Annotated in this window: 20 protein-coding genes; 9 read left to right on the top strand and 11 right to left on the bottom strand. The window is 44.8% G+C overall.

What is annotated here, in order from left to right; genetic code table 11:
* Positions 1-37 precede the first annotated feature (37 nt).
* Positions 38-1,420: a cysteine--tRNA ligase gene (cysS, locus tag FIV04_RS09465; RefSeq protein ID WP_152468998.1), complete on the top strand. Its 1,383-nt coding sequence runs from the start codon at positions 38-40 to the stop codon at positions 1,418-1,420.
* Between the two features lie 98 nt (positions 1,421-1,518).
* Positions 1,519-2,097 (top strand): thymidine kinase, encoded by a 579-nt coding sequence (locus tag FIV04_RS09460; protein ID WP_032552112.1) that lies wholly within the window; start codon positions 1,519-1,521, stop codon positions 2,095-2,097.
* Between the two features lie 113 nt (positions 2,098-2,210).
* On the opposite strand, the gene FIV04_RS09455 is transcribed toward FIV04_RS09460, so the two are convergent.
* The 3 genes from FIV04_RS09455 to FIV04_RS09445 all read right to left on the bottom strand — a co-directional run bounded on the left by FIV04_RS09455 (position 2,211) and on the right by FIV04_RS09445 (position 4,088).
* Positions 2,211-2,846, bottom strand: coding sequence for a YdcF family protein (locus tag FIV04_RS09455; protein ID WP_301339523.1), 636 nt, complete (start codon positions 2,844-2,846; stop codon positions 2,211-2,213).
* Complete coding sequence (locus FIV04_RS09450; RefSeq protein ID WP_152468996.1) at positions 2,839-3,681, bottom strand: NAD-dependent epimerase/dehydratase family protein; 843 nt, start codon at positions 3,679-3,681, stop codon at positions 2,839-2,841. The genes FIV04_RS09455 and FIV04_RS09450 overlap by 8 nt, the downstream gene beginning before the upstream one ends.
* Before the next feature lie 176 nt (positions 3,682-3,857).
* Positions 3,858-4,088 (bottom strand): TIGR02647 family protein, encoded by a 231-nt coding sequence (locus FIV04_RS09445; RefSeq protein ID WP_032552115.1) that lies wholly within the window; start codon positions 4,086-4,088, stop codon positions 3,858-3,860.
* Positions 4,089-4,351: 263 nt separating this feature from the next.
* Here FIV04_RS09445 and FIV04_RS09440 point away from each other — a divergent pair, with 263 nt between their 5' ends.
* Positions 4,352-5,659, top strand: a complete 1,308-nt coding sequence (locus FIV04_RS09440) for an ATPase (protein WP_152468995.1) — start codon at positions 4,352-4,354, stop codon at positions 5,657-5,659.
* A gap of 362 nt (positions 5,660-6,021) precedes the next feature.
* Complete coding sequence (gene focA / locus FIV04_RS09435; protein WP_032552117.1) at positions 6,022-6,864, top strand: formate transporter FocA; 843 nt, start codon at positions 6,022-6,024, stop codon at positions 6,862-6,864.
* Positions 6,865-7,147: 283 nt separating this feature from the next.
* Here focA and FIV04_RS09430 read toward each other — a convergent pair whose 3' ends face one another.
* Positions 7,148-7,942, bottom strand: a complete 795-nt coding sequence (locus FIV04_RS09430) for an ABC transporter permease (protein ID WP_152468994.1) — start codon at positions 7,940-7,942, stop codon at positions 7,148-7,150.
* A gap of 437 nt (positions 7,943-8,379) precedes the next feature.
* On the opposite strand from FIV04_RS09430, the gene torE reads away from it, so the two are divergent.
* The 3 genes from torE to torA are packed head-to-tail and all read left to right on the top strand — an operon-like array spanning position 8,380 to position 12,280.
* Positions 8,380-8,562 carry a trimethylamine N-oxide reductase system protein TorE gene (torE, locus tag FIV04_RS09425; RefSeq protein WP_032552119.1) on the top strand — a complete coding sequence of 61 codons (183 nt, stop codon included), beginning with the start codon at positions 8,380-8,382 and terminating at the stop codon, positions 8,560-8,562.
* 49 nt (positions 8,563-8,611) lie between these two features.
* Positions 8,612-9,793 carry a pentaheme c-type cytochrome TorC gene (gene torC, locus FIV04_RS09420; protein ID WP_032552120.1) on the top strand — a complete coding sequence of 394 codons (1,182 nt, stop codon included), beginning with the start codon at positions 8,612-8,614 and terminating at the stop codon, positions 9,791-9,793.
* 24 nt (positions 9,794-9,817) lie between these two features.
* A complete protein-coding gene (gene torA / locus FIV04_RS09415) occupies positions 9,818-12,280 on the top strand; it encodes a trimethylamine-N-oxide reductase TorA (protein ID WP_152468993.1) in 2,463 nt (820 codons plus the stop codon).
* Between the two features lie 246 nt (positions 12,281-12,526).
* On the opposite strand, the gene FIV04_RS09410 is transcribed toward torA, so the two are convergent.
* Positions 12,527-13,057: a putative manganese transporter gene (locus FIV04_RS09410; protein ID WP_172974237.1), complete on the bottom strand. Its 531-nt coding sequence runs from the start codon at positions 13,055-13,057 to the stop codon at positions 12,527-12,529.
* 216 nt (positions 13,058-13,273) lie between these two features.
* On the opposite strand from FIV04_RS09410, the gene FIV04_RS09405 reads away from it, so the two are divergent.
* Positions 13,274-14,179 carry a manganese-dependent inorganic pyrophosphatase gene (locus tag FIV04_RS09405; RefSeq protein WP_150894142.1) on the top strand — a complete coding sequence of 302 codons (906 nt, stop codon included), beginning with the start codon at positions 13,274-13,276 and terminating at the stop codon, positions 14,177-14,179.
* Positions 14,180-14,342: 163 nt separating this feature from the next.
* On the top strand, positions 14,343-14,732 hold the full coding sequence (locus FIV04_RS09400; RefSeq protein ID WP_152468991.1) for a DUF2750 domain-containing protein: 390 nt from the start codon (positions 14,343-14,345) through the stop codon (positions 14,730-14,732).
* A 7-nt stretch (positions 14,733-14,739) separates the two neighbouring features.
* On the opposite strand, the gene FIV04_RS09395 is transcribed toward FIV04_RS09400, so the two are convergent.
* From FIV04_RS09395 to sapA, 6 genes are read right to left on the bottom strand one after another with little or no spacing between them, the layout of a single operon-like run.
* Complete coding sequence (locus tag FIV04_RS09395; RefSeq protein ID WP_152468990.1) at positions 14,740-15,519, bottom strand: DUF2927 domain-containing protein; 780 nt, start codon at positions 15,517-15,519, stop codon at positions 14,740-14,742.
* Positions 15,520-15,567: 48 nt separating this feature from the next.
* Positions 15,568-16,350, bottom strand: a complete 783-nt coding sequence (locus FIV04_RS09390) for an ATP-binding cassette domain-containing protein (protein ID WP_032552125.1) — start codon at positions 16,348-16,350, stop codon at positions 15,568-15,570.
* Positions 16,347-17,348, bottom strand: a complete 1,002-nt coding sequence (locus FIV04_RS09385) for an oligopeptide/dipeptide ABC transporter ATP-binding protein (protein ID WP_032552126.1) — start codon at positions 17,346-17,348, stop codon at positions 16,347-16,349. Before FIV04_RS09385 ends, FIV04_RS09390 begins: the two co-directional genes overlap by 4 nt.
* The gene (sapC, locus tag FIV04_RS09380) at positions 17,348-18,235 is read right to left on the bottom strand and encodes a putrescine export ABC transporter permease SapC (RefSeq protein WP_032552127.1); all 888 of its coding nucleotides are present in this window, start codon (positions 18,233-18,235) and stop codon (positions 17,348-17,350) included. The genes FIV04_RS09385 and sapC overlap by 1 nt, the downstream gene beginning before the upstream one ends.
* Positions 18,222-19,184, bottom strand: coding sequence for an ABC transporter permease subunit (locus tag FIV04_RS09375; protein WP_150894146.1), 963 nt, complete (start codon positions 19,182-19,184; stop codon positions 18,222-18,224). Before FIV04_RS09375 ends, sapC begins: the two co-directional genes overlap by 14 nt.
* Entirely contained in the window at positions 19,184-20,809 is a 1,626-nt protein-coding gene (sapA, locus tag FIV04_RS09370) for an ABC transporter substrate-binding protein SapA (protein ID WP_152468989.1), read from the bottom strand. Before sapA ends, FIV04_RS09375 begins: the two co-directional genes overlap by 1 nt.
* Positions 20,810-20,879 lie beyond the last annotated feature (70 nt).

Here is a 20,879-nt window from a genome sequence, read left to right as displayed (position 1 = left end):
GTCTTATTTCGATTCATCCACAATATAGATAGAGATCATGTTGAAGATATATAACACACTCACAAGACAGAAAGAGGAATTCAAACCAATTACAGCTGGCAAAGTCGGCATGTATGTCTGTGGGGTAACCATTTACGATCTCTGTCACATCGGTCATGGCCGCACCTTCGTCTCTTTTGACGTTGTGTCTCGTTACTTACGTTACCTTGGCTATGACCTAACATTTGTTCGTAACATCACAGACATCGATGACAAAATCATCAAGCGTGCAAACGAAAATGGCGAATCTTGTGACTCGCTAACAGAACGTCTAATCGGCGAAATGCACGCAGACTTTGATGCGCTAAACATGAAGCGTCCAGATGTTGAGCCTCGCGCGACAGAATTCATCACTGAAATCATCGAGCTGGTTGAAACCTTGATTGCTCGTGGTTTCGCGTACGTAGCAAGCAACGGCGACGTAATGTTTGAGGTTAAGAAGTTTGACGAATACGGCAAGCTTTCTAAGCAAGACCTTGATCAGCTGCAAGCGGGTGCTCGTGTTGATGTTGAGTCAGCGAAACGTAGCCCACTAGACTTTGTTCTTTGGAAAATGTCTAAGCCGGGCGAACCAACATGGGAATCTCCATGGGGTCCAGGCCGTCCTGGTTGGCATATTGAGTGTTCTGCAATGAACTCTTCAATCCTAGGCAACCACTTTGACATTCACGGTGGCGGTTCTGACCTTCAGTTCCCACACCATGAGAACGAAATTGCGCAATCTTGTTGTGCACATGGTACAGACTATGTAAACACATGGATGCACAGCGGCATGGTAATGGTCGACAAAGAGAAGATGTCTAAATCTCTAGGTAACTTCTTTACGATTCGTGATGTACTGGGTCACTACGATGCAGAAACGGTTCGTTACTTCCTAATGTCTGGTCACTACCGTAGCCAGCTAAACTACAGTGAAGACAACTTGAACCAAGCACGTTCTGCACTTGAGCGTCTATACACGTCTCTACGTGGTCTTGACCTAACTGTTGCACCAGCTGGTGGTGAAGAGTACGTTTCACGCTTTACCGCAGCGATGAACGACGACTTCAACACACCAGAAGCTTACTCTGTGCTGTTTGATATGGCGCGTGAAGTGAACCGCTTGAAGACAGAGAGCCTTGAGAAAGCAAGCGAGCTTGGTGCTCTGATGCGTGAACTGGCTGATGTTATTGGTATTCTTCACCAAGAGCCTGAAGCTTTCCTTCAAGGTGGTGCGGGCGATGACGATGAAGTCGCTGAAATCGAAGCGCTGATCAAACTGCGTAACGATTCTCGCGCTTCTAAAGATTGGGCTAATGCCGACCTTGCTCGTGATAAGCTGAATGAGCTAGGTATTATCTTAGAAGACGGCCCTGAAGGCACAATTTGGCGTCGTAAGTAATCTTATAAAAAGGGCTGATTTTCAGCCCTTTTTTCTAGCATAAATTCTAGTTTCACCCTTATTTTTATACTCAATTTATATTTAACAGGAATATTTCTGTGGCTCAGATGTATTTTTATTACTCTGCGATGAACGCGGGTAAATCAACAACGCTCTTACAGTCTTCTTTTAATTACCAAGAGCGTGGGATGACTCCCGTAATCTTCACTGCGGCGCTAGATGATCGCTACGGCGTTGGTAAAGTAAGTTCACGTATCGGTCTTCAATCGGAAGCACAGTTGTTCAAAGCGGATACGAACTTATTTCAAGCTATTGCGGCATTGAACGAAGAGGAAAAGCGCCACTGTGTTCTGATTGACGAGTGCCAGTTCCTATCGAAAGAGCAGGTTTATCAACTAACTGAAGTAGTCGATAAGCTGAACATTCCTGTGCTGTGTTATGGTTTAAGAACCGACTTCCTTGGTGAGCTATTTGAAGGTAGCAAATACCTGTTGTCGTGGGCAGATAAATTGGTTGAGCTTAAAACCATTTGTCACTGTGGCCGCAAAGCGAACATGGTGATTCGTACCGACGAACATGGTGTGGCGATTGCAGAAGGGGATCAGGTTGCGATTGGTGGCAACGATAAATATGTCTCTGTATGCCGACTGCACTACAAAGAAGCATTGGGCAAATAATCCCGGTTGAACAAATAAAAACGGTGGCTATCGAAAGCCACCGTTTTTTATATCCGAAGGAATTAATCCTATAACGTAATTAGAATGTCTACTTAGACCTTGAACCCAACGTTTTAAGCTTCAAATCCAATACTCTTAAGCTGTTGATAGGCTGATTCCACATCTTCTGGGACATGAAGGGCGACCTGGAACCCTAATCTCGGGTACTCTTTGATACGCTCGAAATCCGCTATTAATGCACTTAACACCAGCTCCAAGGGCAACTCTTCATTGTAGTAATCAACCCAGTGTTGCCATTGAGAAGTAACCGTAATCTGTGCGTCTTTATCCGGCCACTGTTGTTTAAAGGTGGCGTAGGTTCGCTTCTCCATAAATGGCTTTTGAACTAGGGTCAGTCGCTGAGGGGTATCACCTCTACTTTTCAGCAAGTCATAGGTAAAACGTACATTTTCACCGGTATTACTTGCTTGCGTCTCTAGAACAATTGCTGAATCGGGAACACCACAGTCTCGGGCTATCGCGGCAAATGTCTCGGCTTCGCTGCGACTGAATTGACCTTCTGTAAATCGCCCAACGCCACCAGAAAACACGATGTAGGGAGCGATCCCTTGCTTGTACAGTTGTGCAGCGTATTCAGCCACACGAGTGTCGTTGCTACATAAAACAAAGATACAATCGGAGGGTGCTGGTGTATCACCGACCCTCATATAATCCCACAGAGTATCAATAGCTCGGTGTAATTTAGTCATCGAGGGCATCCAAGGTAGAGTTATATTTGAATGAGAAACCTAAGCTAATGATCTTTTCTGAAGAGACTCTTTTGTCTGGCGTATCGACAATTGGGGGAAGAGGTTCTTTGCTGTTCGCGCTCTTTAACGCAGCGGCATAGAATTCGGCTTTGCTCACCGTGTTAGGCGTTGTGACATTGACAACTTGGTTGTGGAGTTGTGTGATGGCGAAATCAACACTGCGAATCGCGTCATCTAGGTGCAGCATATTGGCCGGCGCTTGAGAGCTCACTTGTTTTAGCTTGCTTGCAAAACGAGAAGGGTGGCGATTAGGACCAATCAGTCCACTAAAACGCAGCACAGTGTAATCAATGCCAGAGTCGATAACAGATTGCTCAGCTGTAAGCATGATCTTGGCGTTGTCAGAAAACGGATAAGCTGACGATGTATTTGTGATCGCTAGCGATGCGTCACTTTCATCAATGGTTCCGGGCTTTTCTGGATACACAGTAGTAGAGCTCAGCATAATCAGTTTTTTGATATTCGCTTTTTGGCTCGCTTCTACTAACTGCTGCCATTGCTGTGCATACGCTTTCCCTAAGCCCTTTCTAAATCCAGGTGGGAAGCTGCCAATCACGATCTCAATGTTGTTCTCAAGTAACAGTGAATAGAGTTGAGAAACGGTATCTGCATTTTCACTAAAACAAAATTCCAATCCATGTATTTGTTGCTGTTTAAGTTTTTCCACGCCTTGCGAGCTTGTTTTCGTTGCGACAACGCTGTGTCCGTGGCGGGCTAAATGGTCCGCTAAAGGTGCGCCAACCCAACCAGCTCCTAGGACTAATATAGATGCCATAATTTCCTCACTTACTTACTGTAATTGGTCTTCGCAATATTGATTGGTGATTTGACCTTACAGGAAGACAAAATCTTTCCTTTAAGCCTAACAAACCTTTGTAAAAAAATGAAAAGTCCATAAATGAAAAAACTCCATTGCCGAAGCGAATGGAGTCTGAATCTGGAAACGTGAACTTATTTTAAAATGCGTAATAGTTTGTCGGCACGCTCTGCGGTTTCAATACCTTCGTCAGTGAGGTAACCGCCGTCTGGCTGAGTACAAAGGCCCTTGTCGAACAAACGTTGTACCGCTTCTTTCATTTCAGAAGAAGCTTCTTGATGCACCTTAATGCCGGTCGCGGCACTGCTTACATCAAACTGAAGAAGAAGGTTTAAATCTGCAATGTGTTCAGTGGTGTACTTCATAATTGACCTATTAATTTTAATGTCTTCTGTTTTCACAATAGTGCGCAATGATAATGCAGGCAATAGGAAATCAAGAGAATTGATAACTGATACCAAATTGGGTGTTTAATCAACGAATAGCTTGGTGTCTCTAATTAAATTGGCTGAATTATATTCATTTGGGCAATGGGTGATGTTCATTTTGAGACGCTTGTAATATATTGGACTGACAAAAATCTAATGACACCGAGATGGTGCGAATTATATAAAAAGGAAAAAGGTCAGTGAGAGCCAAGAAGATAGCTTTAGTGGTGGGTATGCTATTGGGTGTTGCTGGGTGTCAAAGTACGCCATCAGATCAAAGTGGTACGAGCCAAGCAACGAATAAGGATGTTCAAGCGTCCAGTGAAGTACGTTCGTTTGATTCAATTCAAACAACCTACACAGAATGGGAAACTAAGCTAGAAGCGCACTCACAATACGCACTGTACGCACCTGAAAACTACAAAGAGTTGTTGGGTGCTTGGTCAGACGCGCAAGAGATTTACGCGGATATTGCAAAAGACCAGACATTGATTACAGATAGCTACTCTATCTTCTCAAGCCAAACATACGCTCAGGCGTTTGATGAGAAAATAGAAACGGTGAAATCAAACTACGAAGCGATTCTGGTGCTAAAAGATAAAGCAGACCAAGTACTAGCTGACTCTATTGCACAAATGGATTACTTGAAGCTATTGGGTGCAGATACGATGTTTAAGTCAAACTACAAACGTCTGTACTCAGAGTACAAAGAGCTATTTAACTATGTGCTAGTGGATGAGTTGGAAGATGCTCAAGAAGCGCAAGTTGAGTTTTTGAATAATGCTCGCGTGCTTGAAGTGAAAGTGGCGCATAAGAAATACATTGTTCCACTAAAAGAGAAGTTAGAGCTGCTTGAAGATGAAGACTTCCATGAGGTGGTGCCACTGACTTTTGCTAAAGCGACTTCACAAATTGAACTCGCTGAAAGCAAGGTTAAGGCAACTCCACGTGAAAAGTCGATCATCCAAGATGCGATTGCAGCAGCAGAGTTTGAGCTAAACCACGTGCGTAGTGTTGCTCACGAAGTAAAACTACTCGCAAGCATTAAAGATGACAAGTTTGAGCAAGCGGTATTGAACGCAGAAAATCAGTTACTTAACATCTCTAAAGCGGTTAATGAGCAAGATTACCGCGATGTTGGACTACGTCTTCAGTCAGAAAAGATTGTTGCTAGCATTAAAAAGCTAAAGAGTTCAGATTTAACTTCAGAGCTTACTCAAGAAATTGAAGCTTTAACGGCGAAGTTAGCTAAACTAGAAACGGAAAACCAACAGCAGGCACAACAGCTTGTGGATACTAATAAGCAGACTGAGTTGCTGACCGAACAGATTTCAAAAAGTGATGCTCACATCAAGAGCCTTGAAGATTTGGTATCGAGCTTGAAGGTGCAGGCGAGTGGAGCTGCAGCTGAGCCAGTGGCACAACCAGCGGTTGAAGCTGTAACTGCGCCGGCAGCCGACGAAGCTGCATCAAAGGTTGAAACTGTCGCAGAAGTTGAAAACTCGTAGCGACCAACAAATACAGTTATATCCAATCCTAAAAGCGCCCTCGGGCGCTTTTTTACTTTCTGTTGATCTGCGTCAAAATTTTCCTTTTGGGGTAGGCTAGCTAGCGAACTAGCGCATAGTACTTTCATTTAAATTTACTTAAGTATCTGAATTTAAGTAATTTGTTATATTGTTGAGGTTTTTCGGAAAGTTGAGTGATGACTTCCGGCTAATCCTAAAGTCGTATGTTTTTAGCCAAATTCTATGCATTTTTTGAATGAGATCTGGATCACGATAAATAGCGTGAAAATTAGCACTTGAAATAAAAAATAAAAGAGAGGATTATCGCGCTCCCGATGACATGTTTCAAAATGTAAACAACCATGAACCTAAATCAATTTGACTCATTATTACCGCCTCAAATGGCTGAGCGCGCTGCAGATATCGGCGTAGGTAAAGCAACTAAAGATCCCATTAAATCTTTCTTATTGGCTATCTCTGCTGGTATTCATATTGGTATCGCTTTTGTTTTCTATACCATAGTGACGACAGGGGCTGGTGACTTGCCTTGGGGCATTACTCGTTTAATTGGTGGTCTTGCCTTCAGTCTTGGTCTTATTCTAGTGGTTGTGACCGGTGGTGAACTGTTTACCAGCTCGGTACTGACGTTGGTAGCGAGAGCAAGTGGTAAGATTTCATGGAAAACCTTAGTCAAAAACTGGGCGACAGTTTACATTGGTAACCTGATTGGTGCTCTGTTACTGGTGGCTTGTATGCTTTTGACCAAACAATACATGTTTGATCATGGCCAAGTGGGTTTGAATGCCATGGCTATTTCTCAACACAAGCTTCACCATGACTTTATTCAAGCCGTTGCATTGGGCATCATGTGTAATGTGCTTGTGTGTATTGCAGTATGGATGACATTCAGTGGCCGCACTCTCACAGATAAAATTGCGGTTATGATTCTACCTGTTGCGATGTTTGTGTCGGCGGGTTTTGAGCACTGCATTGCCAACATGTTCCAAGTACCATTGGCTATCGGTATTAAGACGTTTGCTCCAGCTGAGTTCTGGAGTATGACTGGAGCCAATCCAGCAGATTACGTTGACCTAAATATGATGGACTTTTTGATCAATAACCTACTGCCTGTAACACTAGGCAACATCATTGGCGGCGGTATCTTTGTCGGCATGTGGTACTGGTTGATCTATCTGCGTGACTGATTTTGACACACTTAATCACAGTTCCTAGCGGCTCACTTCGGTGGGCCGTTTTTAATTGTGGACAAACAACCTCGCTAATGGAACGCCGAAGTCGCTTAAAAAAGCATCTATTCGGTAACGAATCTCTATATATCCTTGAAAAGGGGAGAGATGCACTAATTTGGGGTGTTGATAACTTGAATAGGGCAGAGCCACAGGTGTTGCATTTGGTTATCCACAGTTTCTGTGGATAACCTGTCTTAAATTCCGTGAGTAACCCTATTTATAAGGATCAAAATGGTGATCAAGTATTATTTTTGATCTTTGCTTTTACTCGCCCCTCTTTGGTCAGAGCGGCTTTAAGTGAAAGGTTCAAAGCTACCGCAAGCGATGTGCTCATCATGATGAAGATGGCGAGCATGATCATTAACTGATATTTAATGGCAATCATAGGGGAGGCGCCCCCTAAAATTTGGCCTGTCATCATACCGGGAAGTGTCACAAGGCCTGTCGTCGCCATAGAGGCCATTATAGGAGACATCGCTTTCTGCATTGCATTTCGAACAAACGGCGCTGACGCGTAGGTTGGAGACGCTCCTAGTGCTATTGCCGCTTCATACTCCGACTTTTGAGTTTCAAAGGAACCAAATAAGTTTTGTAGCGCCACAATATTACTACTCAAACTATTACCAAGCAGCATGCCAGCGATAGGTATCAAATACTGTGCTCCAAATAAGGGCGTTGGTTTGATGATATAGAAGCAGATGAAAAGCACGATAGGAATGCAGGTAATGGACAATCCGGTTGCGATGGGTAACAAGAGCAATTTTCTTGGCAGCTTTGCTTTTTCAATAATCGAACTTGCACCCACGACGATCATGATGCTTAGCCAAAGAAGGTTAATCCATACACTGTCGAGCTCAAAGAGGTACTCGAGGTACAAACCTACGAGGAATAGCTGAACAGCCATTCGAACAATGCTGATACTAGCTTCTCTCGCGAGACCGAGTTTGAAGTGGTGATTAATGCCGATGGGAAGAATCAGTAGTGAACTAAAAAGTAATAACTGCCACCACGAAATATCAATAACGTCTTGCATAAAGCTTCCTTATTTTGTCCTCCCATACTATCTGAAACGACGCTCAAATTCATTTTCTCCTGATGAAATTACAGCGCGTTTTTGCAGCAAATATTTAACAAAACTTGCACATAAATCTCGCTGTTTGCGTCTAATTTGGCTACTACTTAGTAGGTAAAAAGTTACAATTGGTTACTGATTTGTTGGGTTTCTGTGTCAATTTAACAACTGATTAATCTACTTAACTCTTCACATTTGTTAATACTTTTTAATATGTTTCTTTAACTGAAAACAACTCTGGATGAGCTCAAAAAAGTATTGATTAGCAAGGGTTAAGAGCGGTGATTTGATTGAACCCTACTTTGAGTATGGTCTAAAATTTGTTGCTAGATACTGATGAACTTTAGCCCCTTAGAATGGGCTTATCGAAATTACTAAATACAAAATAGGCAAAATGTATGAGTGATGTTAATAAAATTGAAACTGGCGAAAAGCGCTCGTTGGAGTGGAAGTCATTCCTCTTCATTGCAGTGGTTCTCTTTCCTGTGTTGAGTGTTGCTTTTGTAGGTGGTTACGGCTTCCTAGTTTGGGCGCTTCAAGTGTTCGTATTCGGACCTCCAGGTGCTCACGGCGGCATGTAATGCCTCACACAACAACATTTTTTAGAACAGATATTTAAGAGAGCTAATCATGAAGTCATTTTTAGTTAAACTGTGGCGCACTATGACACGCCCTGCAGTACACATCAGCCTTGGTGTACTAACCATGGGTGGTTTTATCGCGGGTGTTATCTTCTGGGGTGGTTTCAATACTGCTTTAGAAGCAACTAACACAGAAGAATTTTGTATCAGCTGTCACACCATGCGTGACAACGTATACGTAGAACTGCAAGACACGGTTCACTGGAAAAACACATCTGGTGTTCGTGCAACTTGTCCAGACTGTCACGTTCCTCACGAATGGACAGCTAAAATCGCGCGTAAGATGCAAGCATCTAAAGAGGTATTCGCACAAGTTTTCGGTGACCTAGATACACCTGAAAAATTCGAAGCACGTCGTATCGAGTTGGCAAAACACGAATGGGATCGTTTCTCTGCAAACAAATCTCTAGAGTGTAAAAACTGCCACAACTACGACTCAATGGATTTCGAAAACATGCGTCCAACTGCTCGAATTCAAATGAAGAATGCAGCAGAGCGTGACCAAAGCTGTGTTGACTGTCACAAAGGCATCGCGCACAACCTTCCACTTGATATGGAATCAGCGAGCGGTATCGTTGGTGAGCTTGAGCAAGTTGCAGGTAGCACTTCTTATGCGAACGGTTCTGACGTGATCTCAATCCGTCACCTACCAATGTACACAGACGAAACAGCAACTGTTGAAGCGGGTCTACTAAGCCCTGCAAGTAAAGTTGCAGTGATCGACGAAAAAGGTGACATGATCAAGGTTCAGATCGACGGCTGGCGTAAAGCGAAAGGCTTCGGTCGTGTAATCCAAGAAGATTTCGGTATGAACATCTCTACTGCAATCTTGACCAAAGAAGTGTCTCAAAGCGACGTTATCACTGTTGGTGAGAAGAAAGAAGATGAGCTAACGGGTCTTCCATGGGAAGAAGTTAACCTAGCACTATGGATGAAGAAAGAATCTATGGTTGATAACTTCGATCCAATCTGGAATGCAGCAGGTCAGGCTTACCAGTCTAACTGTTCAACGTGTCACTCTCAGCCAGACGAAGCGCACTTCAGTGCTAACGGTTGGGTAGGCATGTTAGATGGTATGATCGCATTCGTTAACTTCGACACTGATACAGAAGCACTTGTTCTTAAGTATCTACAGAAGCACTCATCAGATTTTTCTGAAGGCCATCACTAATAAGACGTCAATTGGAGTAACACAATGGCAATTACAAGAAGAAGTTTTCTGAAAGGTGTCGCGACAACAGGTGCGGCATCAGTTATGGGCCCAAGCCTATTAGTGTCGGCTTCTGCATCTGCAGCAGAAACAGACGGCACGTGGAAAGTCTCAGGTTCTCACTGGGGTGCATTCCGTGCACGTGTATACGCTGGTAAGGTTCAAGAGATCAAGCCACTAGAAATTGATAAACACCCAACAGAGATGTTGAAGGGTATCAAAGGCATCATCTACAGCCCATCACGTGTGCGTTACCCTATGGTTCGCCTAGACTGGCTGAAAAAACACAAGTACAGCGCAGATACACGTGGTAACAACCGCTTTATCCGTGTGACTTGGGACGAAGCTCTAGATCTTGTTTACCGCGAGCTTGAGCGCGTACAGAAAGATTACGGCCCATGGGCGCTTCACACAGGTCAAACTGGTTGGAGACAAACAGGTCAGTTCCACAGCTGTACTAACCACATGCAACGTGCAATGGCACTTCATGGCTACTCTGTGAAGAAGATTGGTGACTACTCAACAGGTGCTGGTCAAACAATCATGCCTTACGTGCTAGGTTCTACAGAAGTATATGCACAAGGTACATCTTGGGAACTTATCCTAGAAAACAGTGACAACATTATCCTTTGGGGTAACGATCCAGTTAAGAACCTTCAAGTAGGTTGGACATGTGAGACTCACGAGTCGTTCGCATATCTAGAACAACTGAAAGAAAAAGTAGCTAATAAAGAGATCAACGTTGTTTCTGTTGACCCTGTGAAAAACAAAACAGGTCGTTATCTAGAAAACGAGCAGTTCTACATCAACCCACAAACTGACGTGGCGTTCATGCTTGGTGTTGCTCACGTGCTTTACAATGAGGGCCTATACGACAAGAAGTTCATCGAGACTTACTGTCTAGGTTTTGAAGACTTCATTAAGTACGTTCAAGGTGAGACGAAAGACAAAGTTGAGAAGACACCTGAGTGGGCTGCTGCTATCTGTGGCGCAAGCGCGGACTCAATCCGTGACTTTGCTAAGATGCTTGTTAACGGTCGTACACAGATTCTTGTTGGTTGGAGTATTCAGCGTCAACAACACGGTGAACAGCCTTACTGGATGTGTGCAGTTATCGCAGCAATGGTTGGTCAAATTGGTCTACCTGGCGGCGGTATTTCTTACGGTCACCACTACTCTGGTATCGGTGTATCTTCAACTGGTTTCTCAGCTCCGGGTTCATTCCCACTGAACATCGACCAAGGTCAGAAGCCGAAACACACGAACACAGATTACAACGGTTACAGCCGCGTAATCCCAGTTGCTCGTTGGGTTGATAGCCTGCTAGAGCCAGGTAAGAAGATCAAAGCAAATGGCGCAACGGTAACACTTCCAGATATCAAGATGATGGTATTTAGTGGTAACAACCCGTGGCACCACCACCAAGATCGCAACAAGATGCGTAAAGCGTTCAAGAGCCTACAAACTGTTGTAGCAGTAGACTTTACTTGGACAGCGACGTGTCGTCACTCAGATATCGTGCTTCCAGCATGTACTCAGTGGGAACGTAACGATATTGATGGTTACGGCGCATACTCTGGTCGTGGTCTGATCGCGATGCACAAACTGGTGGATCCTCTGTTCCAATCTAAGACTGACTTCGAGATCATGTCTAGTCTGACTAAGCGTTGGGGTCGTTACGACGACTACACGCGCGGTATGGATGAAATGCAGTGGATTAAGTCTCTGTACGATGAGTGTCGTGCTTCAAACGAAGGCAGCTTTGAAATGCCAGAGTTTGCTGAGTTCTGGGAGAAAGGTTTCCTAGACTTCGGTAAAGGTAAGCCATGGACTCGTCACGCTTCATTCCGTGAAGACCCAGAGATCAATGCACTAGGTACACCTTCTGGTTTCATCGAAATCACAAGCCGTACTGTAGGCAACATGGGCTACGAGCACTGTCAAGAACACCCAATGTGGTTCGAGAAATCTGAACGTTCACACGGTGGTCCGGGCTCTGATAAACACCCGTACTGGCTACAATCTTGTCACCCAGACAAGCGCCTGCACTCTCAGATGTGTGATTCTGAAGAGTTCCGTGCGACTTACGCGGTACAAGGTCGTGAGCCAATCTACATCAACCCAACAGATGCTAAGAAGAAAGGCATCAAAGATGGTGATGTGGTACGCGTATTCAACGACCGTGGTCAGCTTCTGGCTGGTGCTGTTCTTATGGATAGCTACGCTCCAGGTGTTGTGCGTATCGAAGAAGGTGCTTGGTACGGTCCAATGAACGAGAAAGTGGGTGCGCTAGATACATACGGCGATCCAAACACACTGACTCAAGATATTGGCTCTTCTGAGCTAGCTCAAGCGACCTCAGCAAACACATGTCTGGTCGACTTTGAGAAGTTCACTGGTAAGCTACCTCCAGTTACTTCATTCGGTGGTCCAATCGAAGTTGCTTAATGCACTCGATATAAACACCGAAAGATAGTTAAAAGCCCCTGTAAGCGATGCTTACAGGGGCTTTTTTACATTTTGAAGTCTGTTTAGACTACATTATTTGAAATCGTCTACGAGCCTTTGTGGGCATCCTATGAGAAAAAACAGGCTCTATGGAGAACGCTCCAAGGCCACCAGTAATCCTGACAGGTGACCTCGGAACGAACGGAAACTCGGAAATGGATGATTGATAAGAGAGATTAATTGAATTTAAAGCTTTGTTGGGCGCAGTAAGTCATCAACATGGGACAGATTAATAATTTTTCCCAAAGCGCTGCCCACAATAACACTCAATGCGATCGCGGCGATGCCGGTGCTTACGTCGCTGGCAATGAACAAAAAAGCCGCGTTGCCAAGTGTGCTGATTAGGGCTGCGATAAGTGCGCCAATGCCTAGCCTCCCAGAAATAAACTGAGACATAACCGATACCATACCCCCGCAGCCAGGGATTGCGGCCATTACAGAAACACAGACGATTTGATTGGAGCGACATTGATGTGCGAGTAAGTGTTCATTATCGGCGTCAAGCGTTAGCCATTGGTAGCCCACTAAGCTCAATAACGTGTAGAGTGCAGAAGCAAAAGCGAAGTCTGTCAAAGTCGTGACCGTAAGATCCAATAGCGATACAGTCACAATCAGAGTGGCAAGCGCGACAGTAAGAAATATTCGCTTACGAAATAGGGATGACGGTATTGATTCTGAAGTGTGATGTTCTGATGCGAATTGGATTCTTCGATTCATAGCGATATACCCAGTATATAAAGGCTTAGGTATAACTATATACGAATAAGAATGATTATCAATTTTATTTTGTGGTTTTTCTTGCAACTTACCATAGGCAAATAGTCTAACAGGCAGCAACGAAGCGATGATCATTGTCAAAAAATAGGGTAAAGTAAGCGAAATAAAGAGATGCTCTATAGGTAGAGCTGTAATTTTAGTGTAATAGGAAGAAACATGATTTTAGTTGTTGGTCACAAAAACCCTGATAGTGACAGTATTTGTAGCGCGCTAGTTGCAACTGAGCTTCTTAAAGCTCGTGGCGAAGAAGCGACACCAATTCGCCAAGGCGAGATCAACCGCGAAACTCAACACATTCTAGAAGTTGCTGGCGCAGATATGCCAGAGCTTCGTACTTCTGTTGCTGGCGAAAAAATTTGGCTAGTAGACTACTCAGATTTAGCTCAAGCACCTGATGACGTTGCTGACGCAGAAATCCTAGGTATCGTTGACCACCACCGTCTTGGTGATGTGATGACAGTAAACCCAATGGAAGCGTGGATCTGGCCTGTTGGTTGTACAAACACTGTACTATTCAACATGTTCAAGATTGAAGGTCACGAAATCACTCCACAAATCGCTAAGCTAATGATGTCTGCTATCCTGTCAGACACGGTAGGTTTTGCTTCTCCGACTTGTACTCAAAAAGACAAAGACGCAGTTGCTGAACTAGCAGAAATCGCTGGTGTAACTGACGTAGACGCGTTCATCAAAGCACTACTAATCGCGAAAACAAACATCGAAGGCCTATCTGCTGCTGAGCTAGTAGAAAAAGACCTTAAAGGTTACCCGTTCAACGGTCGCGACGTAGTAGTTGGCCAAGTTGAGCTAGCAACCCTTGAGCAAGTTGATGGCATGATTGAAGCTCTTGAAGCTGACCTAGAAACTCGTTGCGAGAAAGACGGTCTAGCATTCGCTGCAGTAATGTTAACTGATATCACAACAGCTCAAACTCGCCTTCTTTACAAAGGTGAGTGGGCTGAGAAGCTAGTTAAGCACGAGCAAGACGGTGTATTGATGATGGAAAATACACTAAGCCGTAAGAAGCAAGGTTGGCCTTGGCTTCAAGGTGAGCTTGCTTAATTAAGCTGCTGACGAATTAAACGCCTGCTTTTTAGCAGGCGTTTTTCTTTGGCATTAAATTACACCTTATTAGACTATTTCTTTGAATAGAAGTATTTGCAGTTCAAAAAGCTCGGCATACACTGTATGAGAGCGAACGCACTGACAAAAGTAGGAAAAGACAATGACTACACCGCTAGACGAGCAAAAAATCGCAGAAGTTAACAAATACACAGGTGAACAACGCTTTAAATACTGTGTAAAAGAGATCGTGGCTAATCGTGAAGTATGGATCCTAACCGACGAGCACGGTTGTGTGATGCTAAATACTGAAGATGAAGATTGTGTACCTGTTTGGCCAAATAAAGAGTTCGCAGAGTCTTGGGCAACAGGCGAGTGGTCAGAATGTAAAGCTGAAGCTATCTCATTGAATAAGTGGCACAGTCGTTGGACCATGGGTCTAGAAGACGATGAACTCGCTGTTGTTGTCTTCCCAAATGAGCAGGAAGAGGGCGTAGTACTCTTCCCTGACGAATTCGATTTCGAATTGAAGAAGCAAGCGGCTAAGCGCTAACTCTTCTCTAACGAAACAGTTCATATAAGGGAGCCTGTCTGGCTTCCTTAGTAGCACCTTTCAGTATCCCTTCTCTTTGATATTCCTTTACTAACCGTTTTACAACAGGTTTAACTTCTGAGAGCGTCATCCCTGCTTTCAACTCTGGCTCATAGAGTAGCTTTAACAAAACCACGTCTAAAGGCGCTAGAAGCTCCTCTGGAGTGTGATCATTAAAGATAGAAGGGTACGCATGCTCCGAATCATTGGGCAGCCCTAACGCTTGTGTGATTTCTTCTACGACACATGCTAATAACTTGCCTCGACTCCTTGCTAAGTCTACAGGTATTACGATAGCAGCAGAGACAATATGACCAGTGGCATTGGTCTTATAACCAGCGGTGCATATTGCCGTATTCAAATGTTGAGTTGACCTTAGGTTAAGTGCTGACTTGGCTTCTTTAGTCCACTTTGATTCACGTGTATAAATCCAATGCACGTTGGCTTGTGATTGTTTACTAACAAACTCGATAGATAGGCCGGTGATTTGAGCCAAGTGCTGAACGTGTAATTCGGCAAGCTCTTGATGGAGTTCTTCATCGCCGACGCGGTGATCTAACCAAATTCTTATTGGTTGGTTCCATTTCGCCAGCGGGTGATTGCCACTTGTGTATTCATGCTCCAGAGCAACGCTGTAGAAAGCGCGCTCAACGAAGCTAGGGTCAAGCCAAGTAAGTCCAGTAGCGTGAGTGGGGCCTGAAACTAGAGCAATAAAAAGGGAATAAATGTAGAACAGATACAGTTTCATTTATTCCCTCATCTTCTGACATTAACGCAGTTTTAATGGTTTAAGTGACTAATAGTTTGGTGCTTTAAAGAAGTGACTTTCAACTAAACGCTGAGTAATTTGGTGAGAAGGGTTAGAGAGCACCTCATGCGTTTCACCTGCTTCGACCACATCGCCTTCATGCATTACGATGATTTTATCGGTGATGTGTTTAACGATGCCAATGTGTTGTGAAACGTACACAAACGATACGCCCATCTCTTCCTGAAGCTCCAAGAACAGGTTGATGATCTGAGACCGCATCGCCATGTCCAAACCATTGAGCGCTTCGTCGGCTACAATGATGGATGGCTGAAGTATCAAGGCACGAGCCAGACAAACCCTCTGCTTTTGTCCAGCTGCGAGCATTTGAGGGTAGAAGTAGGCGTGTTCAGGAAGCAAGCCTACTCGAAGTAGCGTGTCTTTCACTCGCTTCATACGCGCTTCAGGCGGCATGTTGGTGTTTCGTTTGAGTGGTCCTTCAAGAATGCGACCGATCTGAATACGAGGGTTTAACGACGTATTTGGATCTTGGAAGATCATGCGAATTAGTTTACAACGCGTCGAGTAGTCTTTGTGTTCAAGCCTTTCACCATTAACTCGAATCTCACCAGACGTAGGTTCAACCATGCCAGCTAACATGCGAGCAAGTGTTGATTTACCAGAGCCATTTTGTCCAATAAATCCAATGGTTTGTCCCGCTTCTAGAGTGAAGCTCACCGGTTTCACCGCCTGGTGAATCTTCTTACGAAAAAGCCCAGAGCGTGTCGTAAAATCTTTGGAAAGATCACTGACTTCTAATAGTGCACTCATGATTTCTTTTTCTTCTCCATGTTCAGTGGGAAGTGACAGTTAAACTTATGATTCTTTACGCGACTGGTATGAGGTATCTCAACACATTGCCTTTGTGCGTAAGGGCATCTTGGACCCAAACGACAACCAATTGGCAAATGCTGCAGAGGAGGAATTGAGCCTGGTAGCGACTGCAATTTCTCTTTATGTGGTATCCAATCATTAAAGTCTGGCATCGCTTTAAGTAGCGCCACGGTATAAGGGTGCTTAGGCGCATCCAAGAGTTTAGGTGTGTCTGCAGATTCAACTGACTGACCGCAATACATAACCGTAATTCGCGTTGCCCATTGGGTAATGGTTGTTAAGTCATGCCCAATCAAAATAATGGTGGTGTTATGCAGCTGATTCATGCGGCTCAACAGACGCAGAATCTGCGACTGAGTGATTGGGTCCAAGTCATTGGTTGGCTCATCGGCAATCAGTACTTTTGGCTTGGCAGCGATCGCCATCGCAATCATTACCTTTTGACACTCACCATCAGTCAGCTCATAAGAGTAGCTGTCCATAAGGCGTGAGTGGTCTTTAATACCGACTTTATGAAGCAGGGCAATAGCTTGTTTCTTTCTCCATTTAAAACGCTGCCACCATTTACCTTCAAAGGCATGAGATGGAATGGCTTCGATCAGTTGGTGTCCCACTTTTTCCGAAGGGTCGAGACAGGTCGAAGGCTCTTGAAAGATCATCGCGATATCGCGGGCGATGACTCTACGGCGCTCTTTAGGTGTCAGTTGAAGTAGATCGATGTTACCCAGACGCATTCGGTCTGCAGAAACCTTCCAGTTTTCCTTACATACACCAACGATCGCTTTGGCTACCAAGCTTTTTCCTGAACCTGATTCACCCACTAAGCCGCGAATTTCCCCTTCATTAAGGGTAATACTCATGCGGTCTACTGCTTTAACCAAGCCTTGGGGTGTTTCGATTTCAATGGTCAGATGTCGAATATCAAGTAACGGCATTATTCGATTCCTGCGTTAAGTGCTTGGCGTACGCCTTCACCGACTAAGTTGATGACGATAACAGTAAACATGATTGCGAGACCAGGTAGGGTCACTGTCCAAGGCGCTAAGTAGATCAGCTCTACAGAGTCACCCAGAATGGATCCCCACTCCGTACTTGGTGCTTGAGCGCCCAAGCCTAAGAAGCCTAGTGCGGTAATGTCGAGAATCGCAACAGACAGCGCTAGCGTTACCTCTAGGGCAATAACCGTAAGAATATTAGGAACGATAGAGTTCCAAAGTAGGTAAAAATCGTTCGCACCATCCAAACGTGATGCCATGATGTAATCTTTCTCTACCTCCGCGTGAACCGCGATATAGACAGAACGAATAAAGCGCGGAATCAAGGCAAGACAGATCGCCAGCAAGATGTTGAATTCCCCAAAGCCTAGGAAAGCAACAAAGATAATTGCTAGCAGCAATGATGGGATAGACATGACCGTATCAAGCAGGTGGTTTAGGGTACTCGATAGCAGGCCACGAGTCATACCTGCTAATACGCCAATCAAACAACCAATGACAGCCGCAATGAAGGTAATCACCACCGCTGCACCAAAGGTGAGCTGAGAGCCAATAATCAGGCGCGAAAGGATATCTCGACCTAAATCGTCGGTTCCTAGAAAGTATTCAACTGTACCAGCTGGATCCCACGATGGAGGCGTCAACAAGTGGCCAGTTTGCTCTTGAGCATCATGAGGTGCTAGCCAAGGTGCGGTGATAGTGACGAAGATGATTAATACTAAGCACCACAGACCAAACATCGCTAGGTTGTTATTGCGGAAACTGCGCCAAAAACGCTCAAATTGAGTCGGGATGCGCTCTTCTTGATAAACGTTACTTGTTAGCATACCACTCTTTCCTTACTAGAGGATTGATCATCGCGCCGATCAGATCCGATAGGATATTTGCTGTCAGAACTAGCGTTGCCACCACGATCACACCAGCTTGGATTGATACGTAATCTTGGTTCGATAGCGCATCAAGCAGCCAGCGACCGATACCTGGCCAGTTAAAAATAGATTCGGTAATGATGGCAAGCGTCAACATACTTGAAAGCTGTACACCGACCTTAGGAACGATAGGTGGAATCGCATTACGTAGCACGTGTTGAGTGACGATCTCGTGAGTTGAAAGACCTTTAATACGTGCCGCACGGATGTAGTTCTGCGTCATCACTTCAGCCACTGATGCTCGCATAAGACGGATAACTTGTGTAGTTGGCGCTAAAGCCAGTACCAAACAAGGTAGAGCCATATGCTCAATCACACTCTGTAAAGCATGTGCTTTGTAGCGACCTTCAGCAAAAAATGCATCAATGATTGCAAAGCCAGTGACATGTTCAATCTCGTACAGTAAATCGTAGCGACCACCAACCGGGAACATCTCAAAATGCAAAGAGAAGACCATGATCATCAGCAGGGCGACCCAGAAGATAGGGGCAGAGTAACCTGACATTGATGTAAACGAGATTGTGGTGTCGATGAACTTGCCCTGACGCATACCCGCAATAGTACCCAGCGGGATACCGATAAGGAGAGCAAGTAGGAAGGCGAAGAAACACAACTCTAGCGTCGCTGGGAAGACAACGGCCAATTCATCATAGATAGGCGCACCATGTTTACTGATACCGAAGTTCAGTGTTGATAATTCGCCAATGTAGCTCAACCAGCCCGGCCAAAACTCTTGGATAGCCCACGGTGATGTTTGGTCTAATCGCAGCAATGAGAAACCAACAATAGTCAGTATCGCGAGCGTGATGACAAATAAATTAACGCGTCTTAACGTATACCAAAACATTACGGCTGCACCTCTCTCGTCACTTGGTCGAAAGGCTGCGCGTTAAATGGGCTTTGCTTAAAGCCTGTTAATGAGCGGTCGTGTACACGGAATTGCACGCCATGAGCCAGTGGGATCACAGGGAACTCTTCGTTAAGAATATTCTGGGCTTGGTGATACAAGTTCACTCGGTGCCTCTGTTGATTGATCTCTAGCGCGAGATCGAGAAGAAAATCGAAATCTGAATTACACCACATCGATACGTTCAATCCTGCGCGTTCTGACTGACAAGAGAGCAGTGGACGCAAGAAATTGTCTGGGTCTCCAGTGTGGCCAATCCAGCCTGTAAGCAATAGATCCGTCGAAGCGATGGAAGAGAGTTGAGTACGATCGAATCGGTCGTCCGTGTAGAGCTTTAAGTTTATACCGATATCAGCAAGGTTTGCTTGGATAAGCTCCGCCGTCTTACGCGGACTTGGGTTGTAGGCCCTCGGTTCAAGTGGTACCCACATAGAGAGTTCCAACCCGGGTTCGACGCCGGCATCTTTAAGAAGTGCAACAGCATAGTTTCGGTCGTAGCGAACCTGAACTTGGTCCTTTTGATAGGCCCAAGAGGTTGGTGGTAATAGGGTATACGCTTTGCTGCCTGTCCCGTAATACACTGAATCCAAGATATTCTGGCGGTTGATCGCTAGGTTTAGCGCCTTACGTACGCGTGCGTCACGCAGTGCGGGATGCTCTGTATTTAGAGCAATGAACGACACGTTTACGGCAGGTGTCGCGGTAATCTCAAGCTCTTCTTGAGCCTGAATGATTGGAATCTGGCTCGAGATAGGCGAATTCAGCACGTCACATTCGTTACGAAGTAGTTTTGCGAGTGTGCCAGTACCACGTTGTGATGTATCAAACACCACTTGGTTCATTTTCACCTTGCTCTTCCAGTAATTTTTGTGCTTTTTCAATCGAACCAAATCGTTGATTTGAAAATCATCAAGGTAGAATGGGCCTGTACCGACTGGGTGTGAGTCTAAGCGGTTTTTCTCATCTAACTGAATCAGTTGATTTGCGTACTCTTTTGAGTGGATCACTGCATAACTGGTGGCAATGTTGGTCAAAAATGAGTTGTCTGGACGAGTGAGCGTAAACTTAACCGTTAGGTCATCAATCGCTTCAATGCTGTCAATTAGATTCGGGAAATCGATACCCGCAAACCAAGGGTAAAGACCGCCACCCACATAGTGAAATGGGTGAGTGCTGTTGGTGATACGCTCGAAGCTAAAAACAATATCTTGTGCGTTTAGAGCACGTGTTGGCTTGAACCAATCGGTCGTTTGGAACTGCACATTTGGGCGCAATTTGAAGGTATATTCGGTACCCGCCTTGTTCACCGTCCATTCGGATGCGATGTTAGGCTGTGGGCGATATGTCTCAGGGTCGAGCTGGAGTAGAGTATCGAAGATCTGAGGGCTTAGCGACTCCGCAGTAATACCGCTGTCCACCAATTGTGGATTAAAGGTACTCGGGTTTCCTTGGCCGCAATAAATAAAGCCTTTTTCTCGGATCTGGTCGTGATCGACGCTCTCTCCACAGCCAGCTAAAAAGCCTAGCGTGAAGATACCTAGTGACAGTCTTAATAGTGCTTTCATAAAAAGAAATACTTTTCGAAACGAGGCGGAAGAGGAGCCTCAAGATCCGGATAATTTAACATTTTATTTA

Source organism: Vibrio sp. THAF190c, assembly GCF_009363355.1.
GTDB classification, from domain to species: Bacteria; Pseudomonadota; Gammaproteobacteria; order Enterobacterales; family Vibrionaceae; genus Vibrio; species Vibrio fortis_A.
This window is presented reverse-complemented; position numbering and strand designations above follow the sequence as displayed.